Origin of the sequence: Brevundimonas sp. UBA7534, assembly GCF_002479325.1 — a bacterium.
GTDB lineage: Bacteria > Pseudomonadota > Alphaproteobacteria > Caulobacterales > Caulobacteraceae > Brevundimonas.
The window spans coordinates 1-13,721 of sequence record NZ_DLMO01000084.1; the positions used below are offsets into that span (position 1 = coordinate 1).

Here is a 13,721-nt window from a genome sequence, read left to right on the forward strand (position 1 = left end):
TCGCGGGTCATGGACCGCTGGCGGCTGGAAGTGGTCGGGGGCCGCACCGACCGTGACGCCCTGGTCTCGCTCGGCTGCTTCGTCGAGATCATCGCCTATGCCCCACGGGTCTTCGTTCCGGTGGACCGGCCCGATGTCGTGGAGGGGGTGCTGCGCCGCCATCCGGTCCAGTCGATCCTGGAGGGTGCCGCAGCCTAGCGAAACAGCGACTTACGCTTGCCGGCTCACTGCGGGTCGCCGGGCGCGATACCGACAAGTCCGGCGACTGGAATCAACAGCGGCAGCGCGCCGACGATTACCAAATGGGAAGAGCGACACCGTCCCGCGAAACCCAGACCGGCTGCGGCCTGGCGGTCTGCGCTGCAGTCTCAAGGCCGTGCCGCTTCGGCCACTCCGGGGTGATCGTGATGACGCGGACCGAACTGCAACTGATCTCGCGTCAGAACAAGAAGGCCGAACCCCAAGAGACATACAGTCGCCATGGCGGCGGTCATGACCCGTCCAGCCTGCCCCTTCCGCCCGAGACGATAGGTCATGATCGCCAGGAGCGACATGAGAACGCCGAAGGACACGAACACCGGGATGCGGTAGGTCGCCGCCAGCGGTACGGCGAGACAGACGACGATCGCGCCGGCGACGAGGCTCGCGCCAATCGCGATCAGTGTGTCCTGCACCGGCCGGAACGGCTCTGGCCTCCCGTATAGCTTGGACCGGCCGCGCCCCTTGTAGCGCCCTGGACGCCATCGAGGAGCCTTGCTCCGGATCGGGGATCGCTTGCCCCCCATGGCTTCAGCCCTGCGCGTCCGCCGGGCGAGCCGCGCGGTTGGCCAGCCACACCCGCATACGGACAATTTCAGCTTCCTGAGTCCGAATGATCTCCTCCGCGAGGCCCTTGACCTCGGGATCCGAACCTTGGTCGAGCGCAATCCTTGCCATGGCGACCGCCCCCTCGTGGTGGGCGATCATCCCGCGCATGAAGTCGACATCGGCGTCGCCGCTGTAGTCGATGTTCATAGCGGCGTGCATCCGCTCGTTCGCCTCCTTGTAGGAACGGGTGGCGGGATTATCCGAGGCGGCATCGCCGTGCCCGGCATGCTGGTCGATCGGGCGTGCATCGACTGCCGTCGGCTCCGGCGCCGGGCGACCCTGCCGCGAGAGCATCCCGAAGCCGAAGACCGAGATCAGGAGAAAGGCGGCGATGACGCCAACCCAGCCGAGACGTTTCATTGGACTATCCTTTGCTTTCCTGAAGGCGGGTCATTCGACGCCGCGCGGACCGCGCCACGCCAGAAGGCGAAGCGCGTTGAAGACGACCAGCAGGGTGGAACCCTCGTGGAGGGCGACGGCAGGGCCGATGCCGAGACCGAGGATCGTCGCCGGGACGAGGAACGCCACGACCCCGAGGCTGACGAACAGGTTCTGGCGGATGATGCGGCGGGTTTGACGGCTGAGACCCACGGTGAAGGGCAACTTCGACAAATCATCCGCCATCAAGGCTACGTCGGCGGTCTCCAGGGCGACGTCCGATCCCGCCGCACCCATGGCGACGCCGACCGTCGCGGTGGCCATCGCCGGAGCATCGTTGACGCCATCGCCGACCATGGCGACCTTGGTCTCCGCCCGGAGTTTCTTGATGGCGTCGACCTTGTCCTCCGGCATCAGGTCGCCCCACGCCTCGGTCAGCCCGACCTGACCGGCCACCGCCTGGGCCGCCTTCTGGTGGTCGCCCGAGATCATGATCATGCGGCGAATGCCGAGCGCGCGGAGCGCGGTAAGGGTCTCGCGCGCCTTGGCCCGAGGCGTGTCGAGAAGGCCGATGACCCCGAGATCCTTTGTCCCGCGGCGAACCACCATGAGCGTCCGTCCCTGGTTTCGAAGGCCCGCGACGGCGATCTCGGTGTCCGGTGCGAGCGGAGCGATGGCGTCCGAACCGAACATCTCCGGTTTGCCGATCCAAACATCCTGGTCGTCCAGGCGTGCCGTGACGCCCTTGCCAGTCAGGCTACGCAAATCCGTTGCGGTTCGAACGGGGGCGGCGACCAACCGCTGGCTTCCGTCGCGGACGATCGCTTCCGCCAAGGGGTGATCGCTGAGCCGTTCGACCGCGACAGCAATCTCCAGGAGCTCGCTCTCTGTCGTCTGGCCGAACGGAACGACATCGGTGATCCGCGGCCGCCCCTCGGTCAGCGTCCCGGTCTTGTCAAACGCGATGGCGTCGAGCGCTCCCAGGTTTTCGAGCGGCGCGCCACCCTTGACGAGAACCCCGGCGCGGGCCGCCCGGGCGACCCCGGACAACACCGCGCTCGGCGTGGCGATCGCGAGAGCGCACGGACTGGCGGCCACCAGCACGGCCATCGCCCGATAGAAGCTGTCGCGGAACGGCTCGTCGACGACAACCCATGCAAACAGGAGGACGAAGGCCAGACCGAGCACGAGGGGCACGAAGACGCGCTCGAAGCGATCGGTGAAGCGCTGGGTCGGCGACTTTTGGGTCTCGGCCTCACTCACCATCCGGACGACCTTGGCCAAGGTGGTGTCGTTGGATCGACGCGTCGTTTCGATCTCGATGGCGCCGCCGCCGTTAATGGTGCCGGCGAAGACCACCGACGCCGCCGAGACATTCGCCGGCTTGGCGCGGGCCTCCTCGGGGTTCAGGACAGGCTGCTTGTCCACCGGAATGCTCTCCCCTGTCACGGGAGCCTGGTTCACGCTGGATGTTCCCTTCACGACGAAGCCGTCGGCCGGGAGACGCTCGTTCGGCCGGACGACGACGAGGTCGCCGACTTCCAGCTCTTCGACCGGAAGTTCGACGACGGCCTCTCCTCGCCGCACATGAGCGGTGCGCGGGGCCAAGGCGGCCAGAGCCTCGATCGCCTTCTTGGCGCGACCCATCGCGAAGTGTTCGAGGGCGTGCCCGAGGCTGAACAGGAACAGTAGCAGCGCCCCTTCCGCCCAGGCTCCGAGCGCCGCGGCGCCGGCTGCGGCCACCAGCATCAGGGTGTCGATCTCGAAACGCTTGCGCCGCAGATTCCCGACAGCCTCGCCGACCGTGAACCAGCCGCCCAAGGCATAGGCGATCAGGAAAAGGCCGAAGGGCAGCCATCCCGGCACGCCCGGAATGAATTTCTCGATCAGCCAACCAATCGTGAGCGCGACACCGCTGCCGACCGCGAAAATGAGCTCCGTGTTGGGTCCGAGGAAGCCGCCATGACCATGGTCGTGCCCGTCGCCTTCGGAATGTCCGTGGTCATGGCCATCGCCATCGAAGTGGCCATGGCCGTGACCGTCATCGGGCGTATGACTGGCCTCGTCATCGGATGGCGCAGTCGGCTGCGCATCAGGGCGCTTTGCAGTGGCTGAAGCAGCGTCCTCCGTCGCTCCGACCAGTGCGAGGCCGTGGCTCGCAAGGCGATCGACAAGCGTCTCACGGTTCGTGATCTGCCGGTCGAACTCCAGGCGCAGAGCGCCAGCCGGATCCAGCACCGCCTCGATCACGCCGGCTTCTTCGCCGAGCGCGGCCGCGAGCGTGCGGGCGTGCCGGGCGTGGCGGACACCCTCCACTCGCCCGACGAGATGCCCGAAACGCTCACTGACCTCGGCTCCGGCCTGACGCGCACGGCGACGGACCTGAGCCAGCGACAGCTGGTCGGGGTCGTAATGGATGCAAAGCTCTGGGCCTCCCTCGCCTTCGGCGACATGCGCCTCAGAGACGCCGGGTTCGGCCCGCAACAGCGCGATCAGCCGTCCAACGCAGCCGTCCTGCACATCGGGCGCATGAGGCAGGAGGACGGGAATGTTGAGGCGGAGGGTCTTGGGCATGATCGGGCTCCTCAGGAGACATCACGGGTAGGGATCGAGCGGTCAGGCACGAACATCCCGGCGCGCTGGGCGACGGCTCCAGCGACGAAGGCGGCGATCGCCAAAGCCGCACTCAGGAGGATGACCAGTCGCTTGCGGTTCATCTCGACCTCACGGTAGGGCGATGAGAGCGTCGAGCCAGCCGAGGTTCTGGAGGTGCTCCAGTCCCTCGAACACGGGCAACGCCAGAAGGAAGACAAGGCCGTCGCGGACAGTCCGGAGGAAGAAGGCCGGCCGGACGGACAGTTCCGCCTCATCACGCCAGAGGCGCAGGTTCGGAACGAAGCGGGGGGTGCGCACGACGTAGCTGCGGTAGGTGTCGCCGAAGGCCGACGTCAGGAAGCTTTCCTCTCGGCTCGCGACGATGCGGAACACGATCCAGCAGGCGACGGCGAAGGTGGCGCCGACGGTCAGGCTGCCCGTCTGTGCGCCGATCCCGAATGCGCCGATGAAGCTGAAAACATAAAGCGGGTTTCGACACAGCGAATAAGGCCCGCTGGTGACGATCTCCTGCTTCTTTCGGCCGCCGATGTAGAGCGAGCACCAGGCGCGCCCCAAGACGCAAACCATGATGGCGATCAGCCCGAGATGTTCGACGGGATGCTCGAGCTGTGGCTGGGCCTTCACGAGAGCGGTCCAGGCCAGCAGGGCGAACAACCCGGCGGCGATGAAGAGTTTGCGCCAGCGCTGGACGGAGGCGATGTCGATCAACGGCGGGCTCATGTCACCGAGCTCTCCGCGTCGCGTCGCGCAAGGCGCGCATCGCGTAGAATGTCGAAGCCGCCCTTGGCGGCTATGGCGGCGACCAGCACCCCCACCAGCAGGTCGGGCCACGACTGGTCCAACCACATCACCAGGCCGCCTGCGACGAGGATGCCGCCGTTCGAGGCGAAATCGTTCAGGCTGAATGTCTCGGCCGCCTTCATGTTGACGTCGCTGCTCTGCTGACGACGGATCAACAGCAGGCAGATCAGATTGATAACCGCCGCTACGACAGCGAGCACCATCATGGTCGGTCCGACCGGCTCGGTTCCCGTCAGCGTCCGGCGCAGGGCGTCGAGCAGGACGAGGACCGAGAAGATCAGCAGCATCACGCCGGAGACCTGAGCCGCCCGCGTCTTCCAGATCAGCGCGCGCCCGACGGCGAGGAAGCTGATCAGATAGACGGCCGCGTCGGAGCCGTTGTCGACGGCGTTCGCGAGCAGAGCGCTGGAGTCGGCGGCGAGGCCGCCGACTCCCAGGCCCACGAACAGCAGAGCGTTCAGGAACAGCACCACCAGGAGGGTGCGGCGCTGGACCTGCTCTGTTTCGTGGGCCCCGCTCATTCCTCGATCCCTTCCGCCTTCCGGTGTTTCACGGCCTTGGCCGCGAAGGTCGGAAGGACAAGGAGCGTCAGCGCGGTGGCCGTGAGCAGGCCTCCGATGACCACGGTGGCCAGCGGCTTCTGCACTTCGGCGCCGGCGCCGTGAGCGAATGCCATCGGGATAAACCCGACGATGGCGACGAGAGCCGTCGTCAGGACGGCGCGAAGCCGGCTTGTCGCGCCTTCGATGGCGGCAAGACGCGGCGCCGCTCCGCCCGTGAGACGCTCCCGAATGGCCTGCATCAGCACGAGACCGTTCAAGGTCGCGACGCCGGACACGGCGATGAAGCCGACCGCTGCGGAAACCGAGAACGGCATCCCCCTGAGGACAAGCGCCAGGGCGCCGCCGACCAGAGCCAACGGAACGCACGCGAACACCAGGCCCGCCTCGGCGAAGGATCCCAGAGCCATGAAAAGCAAGACCCCGATCAGGATGAAGACGATCGGAATGACCAGCCCCAGACGCTGTTCGGCCCGCTTCAGGTTCTCGAACTGGCCACCCCAGGTCAGGGAGTAGCCGGTCGGAAGATCGACGTCGGCCTCCACCTTGGCCTGGGCCTCGGTGACGAAGCCGCCCAGGTCGCGCCCGCGAACGTTGGCCTGCACCACCATCCGCCGGCTGCCGTCATTGCGGCTGATCTGGTTCTGTCCTTCCGCGACCTGAATCCGGGCGACGGAGGAGAGCGGCACGGTCACGCCTGTGGCGGTCGTTACCGGCAGAGCCGCAAGGGCCGCCGGATCATTCCGTGCATCATCCGCGAGACGGACGACGACGCTGAAGCGACGATCGCCTTCGAAGATTTGCCCGGCCTCGGCGCCGCCGACCGCGGCCGAAACCGCCTCGGAGACATCGGCGGCCGACAAGCCGTAGTTGGCGGCCGCGAAACGATCCACGCTGACGGTCAGGGTGGGCAGCCCGGACGCCTGTTCGACGCGAACGTCGGCAGATCCGGGCGTTGCGCGCAGGGCGGCGGCGACCCGGTCCGCAGTGGCCTGCAGCTGGGTGAAGTCGTCGCCATAGACCATCACGGCGAGGTCGGTCCGAACCCCCGAGATCAGCTCGTTGAAGCGCAGCTCGATGGGCTGGCTGAACTCGAAGCTGTTGCCGAGTTGTCCGGCGGCGAGCTCTTCGAACCGTTCGATCAGCTCCTCTTTCGGAAGGTTCGGATCGGGCCACTCCTTGCGGTCTTTCAGGACGATGACCGCGTCCGAAATGTTCGGCGGCATCGGGTCCACCGCCGCCTCCGCCGTCCCGGTCCGGGCGAAGACAGTCTTCACCTCGGGCTGGGCCTTGATGACGCGTTCGAGGGCCATCTGCATCGCCAGCGATTGTTCCAGCGAGGCGGACGGCACGCGCAACGCCTGCATGGCGATATCGCCTTCATCCAGGGTCGGAATGAACTCCCGCCCCAAAGAACTGAAGGCGATGCCGCCAATGACGAGGGCGCCGAGCGCGGACGCCAGGACGACTTTGGGCCGGTCGACGGCGGCGCGGATCGCCGGTTCGATCCAGCGCCGCGCGTATCGGAGGATGAAGGTCTCGTGCTCGTGGGCGTGGCCGTGCTCATCGACCTCGACCTTCTTCGGATCCCGGACCAGCAGGGCCGTCATCGCCGGCACGAAGGTGAAGGAGAAGATGAAGGCGCCGACGAGGGCCAGCATCACCGTTGCGCCCATGGGGATGAAGGTCTTGCCCTCCACGCCCTCAAGCATCAGCAGCGGCGTGAAGACCAGGAGGATGATCAGCTGGCCAAAAGCAGCCGGTTTGACCATCTGACGCGCCGCGGCTCCAGCAACCTCGAGCCGCTCCCGGCGTGTCAGCATTCGACCGGCTTCGGCCCGCCGCTGGCTGAGCATCAGCAGGGTATTCTCGACCACCACGACCGCGCCGTCGACCAGAAGGCCGAAGTCCAGCGCGCCGAGGCTCATCAGGTTTCCGCTGATGCCAAAGCGGTTCATGCCGATGACCGCGAACAGGAAGCTGATCGGGATCATCAGGGCGGTGATCGAGGCCGCACGGATGTTGCCGAGCAGCAGGAACAGCACCACGATCACCAGCAGAGCGCCTTCGATCAGGTTCTTGGCGACGGTTGAGATGGTCTTGTTGACCAGCGAGCTGCGGTTCAGGACCGGTTCGGCGACAACGCTCGGCGGCAGGCTCGCGGAAACCTCCTCGAGACGTTCGGCTGCGGCTTGGGCCACCGTCCGGCTGTTGCCGCCGGCCAGCATCAGCGCCGTACCAACCACGGCCTCGTGGCCGTCGCGGCTGGCGCCGCCGAGACGCGGCGCCTGGCCAATCTCGACGGTGGCGACGTCGGCGACCCGGACGACCAGTCCGTTGCGGTTGACGACGGGGGCCTGGGCGAGATCCGGGATGGTCTGCGCCAAGGCGTCGGTCCGCACGGTCAAGGCTTCGCCGGACCGCTGGACATAGCCAGCGCCAGCCTGGGTGTTAGCCCGTTCCAGCGCGACGACGAGATCGTTCAGGCTCAGACCGTAACCCGCCAGACGCGCGGCGTCGGGTCGGACCGCATACTCCTTCACATAGCCGCCGTTCACATCAACGCCGGCCAGTCCCTTCGCGGTCCGCATGCGCGGGGCGATGATCCAGTCCTGAACCGTGCGGAGATAGGTTGCGCGGGCCTGGGGCGTGGTCAGGAGTTCGCCTTCGGGCGTCAGATAGGCGCCGCCCGCCTGCCAGCCGGGCTCACCCGGTTTGGCGAGGTTGGCGCTGTTGAACGGCTTGAAGTCGACCGTCCACATCAGCACCTCGCCCAGTCCCGTGGTGATGGGCGCAAGCGCCGGCTCCACGCCTTCGGGCAACCGTTCGCGCGCCTGGGCCATCCGTTCGGCCACCTGCTGGCGGGCGAAGTAGATGTCCGTGTTGTCGGAGAAGATGACCGTGACCTGGCTGAAGCCGTTTCGGCTCAGCGACCGCGTGGTCTGGATGCCAGGAATACCCGCCATCGCGGTTTCGAGCGGATAGGTGACCTGACGTTCCATCTGCTCGGGCGCGAGCGCTGGCGCGATGGTGTTGATCTGAACCTGCCGGTTGGTGATGTCCGGCACGGCGTCGATGGGTAGCTGCGTCAGGTTGTAGAGGCCGAAGGCGGCGACGATCGCCGTCGCCAGGACCACGAACCATCGGAAGCGGACCGAGGCTTCGATAAGTGCTTTGAACATGACGCCCCCTAGTGCCCGTGCTCGGCTTCGCCCTTGGCCATTTCGGCCTTGAGCAGGAAGGCGTTGGCGGACGCCACGCGTTCAGATCCGGTGAGCCCGCGCAGGATCTCGGTGCGGCCCGCGGCCTGGCGGCCTGCGAGCACTTGCACGGCTTGGAAGCCGCCCTCGACCTGCACGAAGACCACGGTGTTTCCATCGACGGTCTGGACCGCCTCGGTGGGCACGGTCATCCCGCCAGTCGCCTCGCCGGTCACGATGGCGCCAGTGACGGCCGAACCGGCTGGCGGCAGAGACGCGCCAGAGGGTCGGGCCCGGATCACGGTCGCGCCGCTTTCGCTGAGACCGGCGTCGGCGGCGACGCCGGTGACGACGGCGTCGAACTCGCCGTTCGGCCCGGTCACGCGCATTGGCGCACCGGCACGCACATTGGCCGCAAGGGCAGGCGGTGCGTTGAAGACCATCTCGACACGAGCAGGATTGCTGACTTCCGCCACCACGCCGCCCTGGGCGACGAACCCGCCCGGACCGACCTGGACGCTGCTGACCACGCCCGAGATCGGACTGGTCACGCTGAGCCTGCCCGAAGCGTTCGGAGAGCCAGCGGCCGCCGAGCGGGCGCGAGCGGCGCGGGTCGCCGCCTCGGCGCTCAGGAACTGGGCGCGTGACGCTTCGACCTCCTGCCGCGCGACGATGCCCTGATCCGCCAGACTGCGATTTCGCTCATAGGCCTGGCGCGCCGCTTCAGCGGATGCCCCGGCCGCGTCGGCGTCCGCGCGGAAGGTCGCCGCCTCGCCGCTGACAAGGCTCACAAGCGGCTGACCGGCGCGGACCGACTGACCCGGCGCGACGAGAACGCGCTCGACGCGACCTCCGACGGCAGCGCCCACGGCAGCGCGAGAATCGACCATCGGCTCTACGCGGCCGGCGAGCCGGGTCTCCCCTCCTCCTCCGCCGCCGACGCCGACGACCGTGATGCCCGCTGCCTGGATCTCTGCTGTGGTGAGTTCAATCCGACCTTCGGTCTCTGCCCCGGCGGCCTCCCCCTCGGCGTGTCCCCCCTCTTCCTCGGCATGGCCGGCTTCGCCTTCGGCGGCAGCCGGCGCGGCGGGTTCGGAGGACCGGGTGGCCAACCAGAGGCCGCCGCCTCCGAGAATGACCAGGGCGGCGACGCCGCCGATCAGCAGGGTCTTGTTCGATGTGCGCTTGCGCATCACTGGGCTCCTTCGAAGGGGGCGCGGCCATCAAGGCGCGCGAGATCGATCTCGGCTCGGACGCGCGCGAGACGCGCGTCGACCGCTGCAGACCGGGCGTTGACGAGGGCGGTGCGGGTCACCCGCAGTTCGACCTGGGAAATGCGGCCGGACTCAAAGCCGATGCGGGACAGGCGATAGGCTTCCTCTGCGGCGGTGACGCCGCCGTCAGCAGCGTTGACGCGACTGACCGAGGCCGAAAGGCGAGCGACCGCGGCAGCGCGGTCCGCCTGGGCTTCCTGCCGCGCACTCATCAGCCGGGCGTCGGCAGCGCGAAACTCGGCTTGCGCCGCTTCGATGTTTCCCCGGTTCCGGTCGAACAACGGCAGCGGCATGCTGACGCCGAAAGTCAGCGCCGTCGCATCTTCCGCCTCGAAGCGGCGGATGCCGATACTGGCGTTGATGTCGGGGCGGGCCTGAACCCGTTGAACATCGATGCGTCGTTCGGCGGCGGACCGTTGGGCTTCGGCGACGCGGACCGTCGGCGCATCCTCGATCACGGATCCGATCGTCGTCGGCGCCTCGTCGAGAAGGCTGTCTTCGATCTGCGTGACCGGAACCGGGATCATGGCGACAGCCGTGAGACGGGCATAGGCCGCGTCGCGTTCCGCGACAGCTTCATCCCGCGTCGCGCGCGCCGAGGCAGCCTCGGCCTCCCCCTGAATGCCGCGGAGGAGAGGTTCGCGACCTTCCTCCACGAGGGTCAGGGCCGCGCGGGCATCCGCGACGGTCAGCGTGAGGGTTTCTTCCGCGAGCGTGGCTCGCCTCTGCGCGGCCTCCGCTTCGGCATAGATCAGGGCCAGGCGGCCTGCGGCGTCGATGACCGCAAGGTCTCGTTGAAGGCCCACTGCGCCGGCCTCGGCGCGAGCGGCGGCGATGCGCGTCGAACGACGTCCCCACAGCTCGAGATCCTGACTGATCGCCAGGGTCATGTCCGCGTTGTTCAGACCCGAATAGGGGCCTGAGCCATAGGCGTTCTCGACATCGAAGCCGAGGACAGGGTTGGGACGCACCCGTGCCTGACGGACACGGGCTTCCGCTGCGTCGTAGTTGGCGCCCGCCTCAAGGGTCGCAGGCGCATTCCCGAGTTGAGCGAGGAGTTGGGCATAGGTCGGAGCTGGGTCAGCCCATACGGGACTGGCCAGGGTCGCCGCGATCGCAGCGAGGGCGCAGCCGACCGCGTAACGCGGCCGCCTGCGAGATGTGGGAGACATGATTCATTTCCAGAGTTTCTGAGGACGAAGAGGCGCGCTAAGGCGCAGGTCTTCGGTCAGACTCTGGGAGGACGCTTCAGGCCGTCAGGCGTGATGGACGCCCGGAAGTCATCCTGTCGGCCGCTTTGCAGAGGAGGCTCGCCGAACGACGGAGCAAAGGCGTCCACGGCAGGACCGCGCGCCGTTGAGGTGTGGTGGCAGTGGCCGTGCGAGCAGATCCCGTGACCGCCGCTCTTGCCGCTGTGGTCGCCCTCGCTTTGATCATGATCGACGACCGCGTGAGCCGCAGGCGGTTCCGGCAGACAGGTCGCGGCGTCGACGGCGGGCGCAAAGAAGAAGGCGGCGAAGACAAGAGTCATCGCCACGATCAGCTTCGCCCATGTCGTCATCGACCAGGTCATCGCGCGCTGCATACTTTCGTTCTCGAAGTTAGGCAATGCGTTACAAAGTCCGAACAGCGGCGTGGGCTGCGCGGCTCTCCGCCCTAGCCTGCACCAAGATCGAAATGGCGGACTGGAGGAAGACGCCGCCCAGCAGAAGGCCCGCCAGCAAGTCCGGCCACCGGGATCCAGTCAGCCAGACCAGCCCGCCGGCCGCGGCGACGCCCAGGCTGTGGATCAGATCGTTCCGTGTGCAAAGCCAGACGGAGCGCACGTTGGCGTCACCGTCACGGAAACGCACGAGCAGCAGGGCGGCGATTAGATTCGCGGCGAAGCCGACCAGTCCCAGACCGGTGATGACGACGCCTTCGGGCGGCTGCCCCGTGACCGCTCTCCAGACGGCGTAGCCGAGAATGCTCACGGCCATGACGAGGAGGCTTGCGCTTTTGAAGACTGCGGCACCGGACCGCACCCGCACGGACTTGCCGATGGCCCAGAGGCTGACGGCGTAGGTGGCGCTGTCGGCCAGGAAGTCCATCGCATTGGCGGCGAGAGCCGCCGATCCCTGCATGAGACCGCCCGCGGCGACCGCGAAGAACCCACCCAGATTAAGGGCGATGACGGCCATCAGCACGCGCCGATAGGCGGGCGAGGCCCCGTCGAACCGGACCTGATGGCCGCAGCAGCCTCGGGCCGGGGCGCAGGATTCTGTCGGAGCGGGCGTCGTCATGCACCCTTCATGCATCCTCTAGCCACTAGAGGATCAAGCCCTATATTTCGAGCATGGCCAGAGACCCATCCCCTCCCCCGCTCCGGACGATCGGGCGCCTTTCGGCCGAGACCGGCGTGAAGGTTCCGACGATCCGGTTCTACGAGAAGATCGGACTGCTGGAGGAGCCGCCCCGCACCGCGAGCGACCGACGCCTTTACGACGGCGCTGCGACGCGGCGGCTCGCCTTCATTCGCCACGCGCGGCAGCTGGGGTTCGAGATCGACGACATCCGCGCCCTGCTGGCGCTGTCCGACGAACCCGACCAGCCCTGCACGGAGGTCAACCGGATCGCCGAACGCCAGCTTGCGGCGGTTGAGACTCGCATCGCCGGGCTTCAGGCGCTGCACGCCGAACTCACCCGTATTCAGGCGGCGAGTTGCTCAGGTGGGCGGATTTCCGACTGCCGAGTGATTGAGGCGCTTGGAAACCATGCGCACTGTGACGGTCTCCACGCATGACGACGGCCCTTCGCGTTCCGTCACTCCAAACAACCTTGGCCGTATCGGTCAGGTGAACGACCCGGCGGAGCACCAGTGGTTCCGAAAGTCGAGCGTACTCTTCGTCGCGGTTGCCGGCCGCCACGAGCGGCCAGTCCGGGTGGATATCCCAGGCGAGGGTGAGAACGCACATGCCCCAGCATCGCGCGAAAGCGGATCGATAGCGACAGTCCAGGCGGTCACGCCCGGGGCGAAAGCGCCCGGCCGGGAGCTGAGGAGGAAGGGAGGTCTCGGGCGAAGCGGGATTGGGGAGATCGGCTCCCCGGCGGCTTCGCATCGACAGGAGACTGATATGCAGACCATGGTGTTCACGGGCCGCCTCGCGGCCGACCCCCAGATCAGCGACGACTTCGGCAAGGCGGTCTTCCGCCTGCTCGAACAGCGCGGGACCGACAATGCCGGCAAGGCCCGGCTGGTCGGCGTCAACTGCGTCAGCTGGTCGAAGGGCCTCAACGAGAAGGTCATCGCGCGCGGGCTGGCGCAAGGGTGCGAGGCCGTCGTGATCGGCGCCTTCATCGACACCGCCTACACCGCCCGCGACGGGTCGGAGCGGACGGCCAAGGAGCTGGTGATCAATCGGCTCACCGTCCTCGACTGGGCGGAAGACCGCCAGGCCGATGCGAGCGCAGACGCGGCGGACGACCGCGCCGCCGCCTGATCCTCAACCGCTCATCCTGATTTCAAGGAGACTGACCATGCAAACCCTGACCCTCGAAGGCTACCTGGCCGCAGACCCTTCCATCCTGTCGGCGCAAGGCTCCGGCAAGAAGCGCGCGAGCTTCCGCGTGGTGGAAACCACCCGCTTCCGGCGCGCCAACGGTGAACCCGGCGAGCGGACCACCGGCTTCAACTGTATCTGCTTCAACGAGGCGACGGCTGAAAACTACATCCAGCCCTATGCCCGAAAGGGCAGCCGCGTCGTGATCCAGGGCCATGTCGAAAACGACACCTGGACCGGCAAGGACGGGGTGGAGCACTACGACCTTCGCCTCGTCGTCAGCGACATCCGGTTGAAGAACCGGCGCGTCGTCGGCGAACCGTCCGAAGACCGCTCCGGCGTCGCCGATCGCGGCGTCGAGGCGGGCGGCGGCTACGATCTCAACGACGACATCCCGTTCTGATCCGAAGGGGAGATTTGAAGGGCCCGGGCGCGCTGCGCCTCGGGCCCTTCTTCGTGCTGGCGACGGAAAGGCCGGAGGAAGGG

At 67.4% G+C, this 13,721-nt stretch carries 16 protein-coding genes; 4 read left to right on the forward strand and 12 right to left on the reverse strand.

What is annotated here, in order from left to right:
* Positions 1 to 198, forward strand: a 198-nt coding sequence (locus B2U11_RS06205; RefSeq protein WP_292070638.1) for a hypothetical protein, incomplete at its 5' end; no start/stop codon positions are given.
* A gap of 170 nt (positions 199 to 368) precedes the next feature.
* Here B2U11_RS06205 and B2U11_RS06210 read toward each other — a convergent pair.
* The 11 genes from B2U11_RS06210 to B2U11_RS06260 all read right to left on the reverse strand — a co-directional run bounded on the left by B2U11_RS06210 (position 369) and on the right by B2U11_RS06260 (position 11,876).
* On the reverse strand, positions 369 to 674 hold the full coding sequence (locus tag B2U11_RS06210) for a hypothetical protein (RefSeq protein ID WP_035307824.1): 306 nt from the start codon (positions 672 to 674) through the stop codon (positions 369 to 371).
* Positions 675 to 789: 115 nt separating this feature from the next.
* Positions 790 to 1,227, reverse strand: a complete 438-nt coding sequence (gene copM / locus B2U11_RS06215) for a CopM family metallochaperone (RefSeq protein ID WP_035307825.1) — start codon at positions 1,225 to 1,227, stop codon at positions 790 to 792.
* 30 nt (positions 1,228 to 1,257) lie between these two features.
* Complete coding sequence (locus B2U11_RS06220) at positions 1,258 to 3,819, reverse strand: heavy metal translocating P-type ATPase (RefSeq protein WP_035307827.1); 2,562 nt, start codon at positions 3,817 to 3,819, stop codon at positions 1,258 to 1,260.
* A gap of 11 nt (positions 3,820 to 3,830) precedes the next feature.
* Positions 3,831 to 3,962 (reverse strand): hypothetical protein, encoded by a 132-nt coding sequence (locus tag B2U11_RS06225; protein ID WP_255347087.1) that lies wholly within the window; start codon positions 3,960 to 3,962, stop codon positions 3,831 to 3,833.
* Positions 3,963 to 3,969: 7 nt separating this feature from the next.
* Positions 3,970 to 4,569, reverse strand: a complete 600-nt coding sequence (locus tag B2U11_RS06230; protein WP_224764254.1) for a methyltransferase family protein — start codon at positions 4,567 to 4,569, stop codon at positions 3,970 to 3,972.
* 8 nt (positions 4,570 to 4,577) lie between these two features.
* On the reverse strand, positions 4,578 to 5,183 hold the full coding sequence (locus B2U11_RS06235) for a cation transporter (RefSeq protein WP_035307831.1): 606 nt from the start codon (positions 5,181 to 5,183) through the stop codon (positions 4,578 to 4,580).
* On the reverse strand, positions 5,180 to 8,404 hold the full coding sequence (locus tag B2U11_RS06240; RefSeq protein ID WP_035307833.1) for an efflux RND transporter permease subunit: 3,225 nt from the start codon (positions 8,402 to 8,404) through the stop codon (positions 5,180 to 5,182). The genes B2U11_RS06235 and B2U11_RS06240 overlap by 4 nt, the downstream gene beginning before the upstream one ends.
* A gap of 8 nt (positions 8,405 to 8,412) precedes the next feature.
* Positions 8,413 to 9,615: an efflux RND transporter periplasmic adaptor subunit gene (locus B2U11_RS06245; RefSeq protein ID WP_035307835.1), complete on the reverse strand. Its 1,203-nt coding sequence runs from the start codon at positions 9,613 to 9,615 to the stop codon at positions 8,413 to 8,415.
* Positions 9,615 to 10,868 carry a TolC family protein gene (locus tag B2U11_RS06250; RefSeq protein ID WP_035307836.1) on the reverse strand — a complete coding sequence of 418 codons (1,254 nt, stop codon included), beginning with the start codon at positions 10,866 to 10,868 and terminating at the stop codon, positions 9,615 to 9,617. The genes B2U11_RS06245 and B2U11_RS06250 overlap by 1 nt, the downstream gene beginning before the upstream one ends.
* A gap of 56 nt (positions 10,869 to 10,924) precedes the next feature.
* A complete protein-coding gene (locus B2U11_RS06255) occupies positions 10,925 to 11,281 on the reverse strand; it encodes a hypothetical protein (RefSeq protein ID WP_197019742.1) in 357 nt (118 codons plus the stop codon).
* Between the two features lie 28 nt (positions 11,282 to 11,309).
* Positions 11,310 to 11,876: a cation transporter gene (locus B2U11_RS06260; protein WP_287898783.1), complete on the reverse strand. Its 567-nt coding sequence runs from the start codon at positions 11,874 to 11,876 to the stop codon at positions 11,310 to 11,312.
* A 155-nt stretch (positions 11,877 to 12,031) separates the two neighbouring features.
* Between B2U11_RS06260 and B2U11_RS06265 the strand changes: the two genes are divergently transcribed.
* The gene (locus B2U11_RS06265) at positions 12,032 to 12,478 is read left to right on the forward strand and encodes a MerR family transcriptional regulator (protein WP_035307839.1); all 447 of its coding nucleotides are present in this window, start codon (positions 12,032 to 12,034) and stop codon (positions 12,476 to 12,478) included.
* Here the strand turns inward: B2U11_RS06265 and B2U11_RS15720 are convergent.
* Positions 12,375 to 12,794 carry an NRDE family protein gene (locus B2U11_RS15720; RefSeq protein ID WP_368664386.1) on the reverse strand — a complete coding sequence of 140 codons (420 nt, stop codon included), beginning with the start codon at positions 12,792 to 12,794 and terminating at the stop codon, positions 12,375 to 12,377. The genes B2U11_RS06265 and B2U11_RS15720 overlap by 104 nt on opposite strands.
* 15 nt (positions 12,795 to 12,809) lie before the next feature.
* Here B2U11_RS15720 and B2U11_RS15725 point away from each other — a divergent pair, with 15 nt between their 5' ends.
* Both B2U11_RS15725 and B2U11_RS06275 read left to right on the forward strand, forming a co-directional pair.
* Positions 12,810 to 13,175, forward strand: a complete 366-nt coding sequence (locus tag B2U11_RS15725; RefSeq protein ID WP_035307841.1) for a single-stranded DNA-binding protein — start codon at positions 12,810 to 12,812, stop codon at positions 13,173 to 13,175.
* 37 nt (positions 13,176 to 13,212) lie between these two features.
* Positions 13,213 to 13,638, forward strand: a complete 426-nt coding sequence (locus B2U11_RS06275) for a single-stranded DNA-binding protein (protein WP_035307844.1) — start codon at positions 13,213 to 13,215, stop codon at positions 13,636 to 13,638.
* Positions 13,639 to 13,721 lie beyond the last annotated feature (83 nt).

Excerpts from the sequence above, each read along its gene's own strand:
- B2U11_RS06225 (WP_255347087.1), bottom strand. The coding sequence starts at position 3,962 with ATGAACCGCAAGCGACTGGTCATCCTCCTGAGTGCGGCTTTGGCGATC.
- B2U11_RS06245 (WP_035307835.1), bottom strand. The coding sequence starts at position 9,615 with ATGCGCAAGCGCACATCGAACAAGACCCTGCTGATCGGCGGCGTCGCC.
- B2U11_RS06275 (WP_035307844.1), top strand. The coding sequence starts at position 13,213 with ATGCAAACCCTGACCCTCGAAGGCTACCTGGCCGCAGACCCTTCCATC.
- B2U11_RS06235 (WP_035307831.1), bottom strand. The coding sequence starts at position 5,183 with ATGAGCGGGGCCCACGAAACAGAGCAGGTCCAGCGCCGCACCCTCCTG.
- B2U11_RS06260 (WP_287898783.1), bottom strand. The coding sequence starts at position 11,876 with ATGGCCGTCATCGCCCTTAATCTGGGTGGGTTCTTCGCGGTCGCCGCG.
- B2U11_RS06220 (WP_035307827.1), bottom strand. The coding sequence starts at position 3,819 with ATGCCCAAGACCCTCCGCCTCAACATTCCCGTCCTCCTGCCTCATGCG.
- B2U11_RS06265 (WP_035307839.1), top strand. The coding sequence starts at position 12,032 with ATGGCCAGAGACCCATCCCCTCCCCCGCTCCGGACGATCGGGCGCCTT.
- B2U11_RS06250 (WP_035307836.1), bottom strand. The coding sequence starts at position 10,868 with ATGTCTCCCACATCTCGCAGGCGGCCGCGTTACGCGGTCGGCTGCGCC.
- copM (WP_035307825.1), bottom strand. The coding sequence starts at position 1,227 with ATGAAACGTCTCGGCTGGGTTGGCGTCATCGCCGCCTTTCTCCTGATC.
- B2U11_RS15725 (WP_035307841.1), top strand. The coding sequence starts at position 12,810 with ATGCAGACCATGGTGTTCACGGGCCGCCTCGCGGCCGACCCCCAGATC.
- B2U11_RS15720 (WP_368664386.1), bottom strand. The coding sequence starts at position 12,794 with ATGCGAAGCCGCCGGGGAGCCGATCTCCCCAATCCCGCTTCGCCCGAG.
- B2U11_RS06255 (WP_197019742.1), bottom strand. The coding sequence starts at position 11,281 with ATGCAGCGCGCGATGACCTGGTCGATGACGACATGGGCGAAGCTGATC.
- B2U11_RS06240 (WP_035307833.1), bottom strand. The coding sequence starts at position 8,404 with ATGTTCAAAGCACTTATCGAAGCCTCGGTCCGCTTCCGATGGTTCGTG.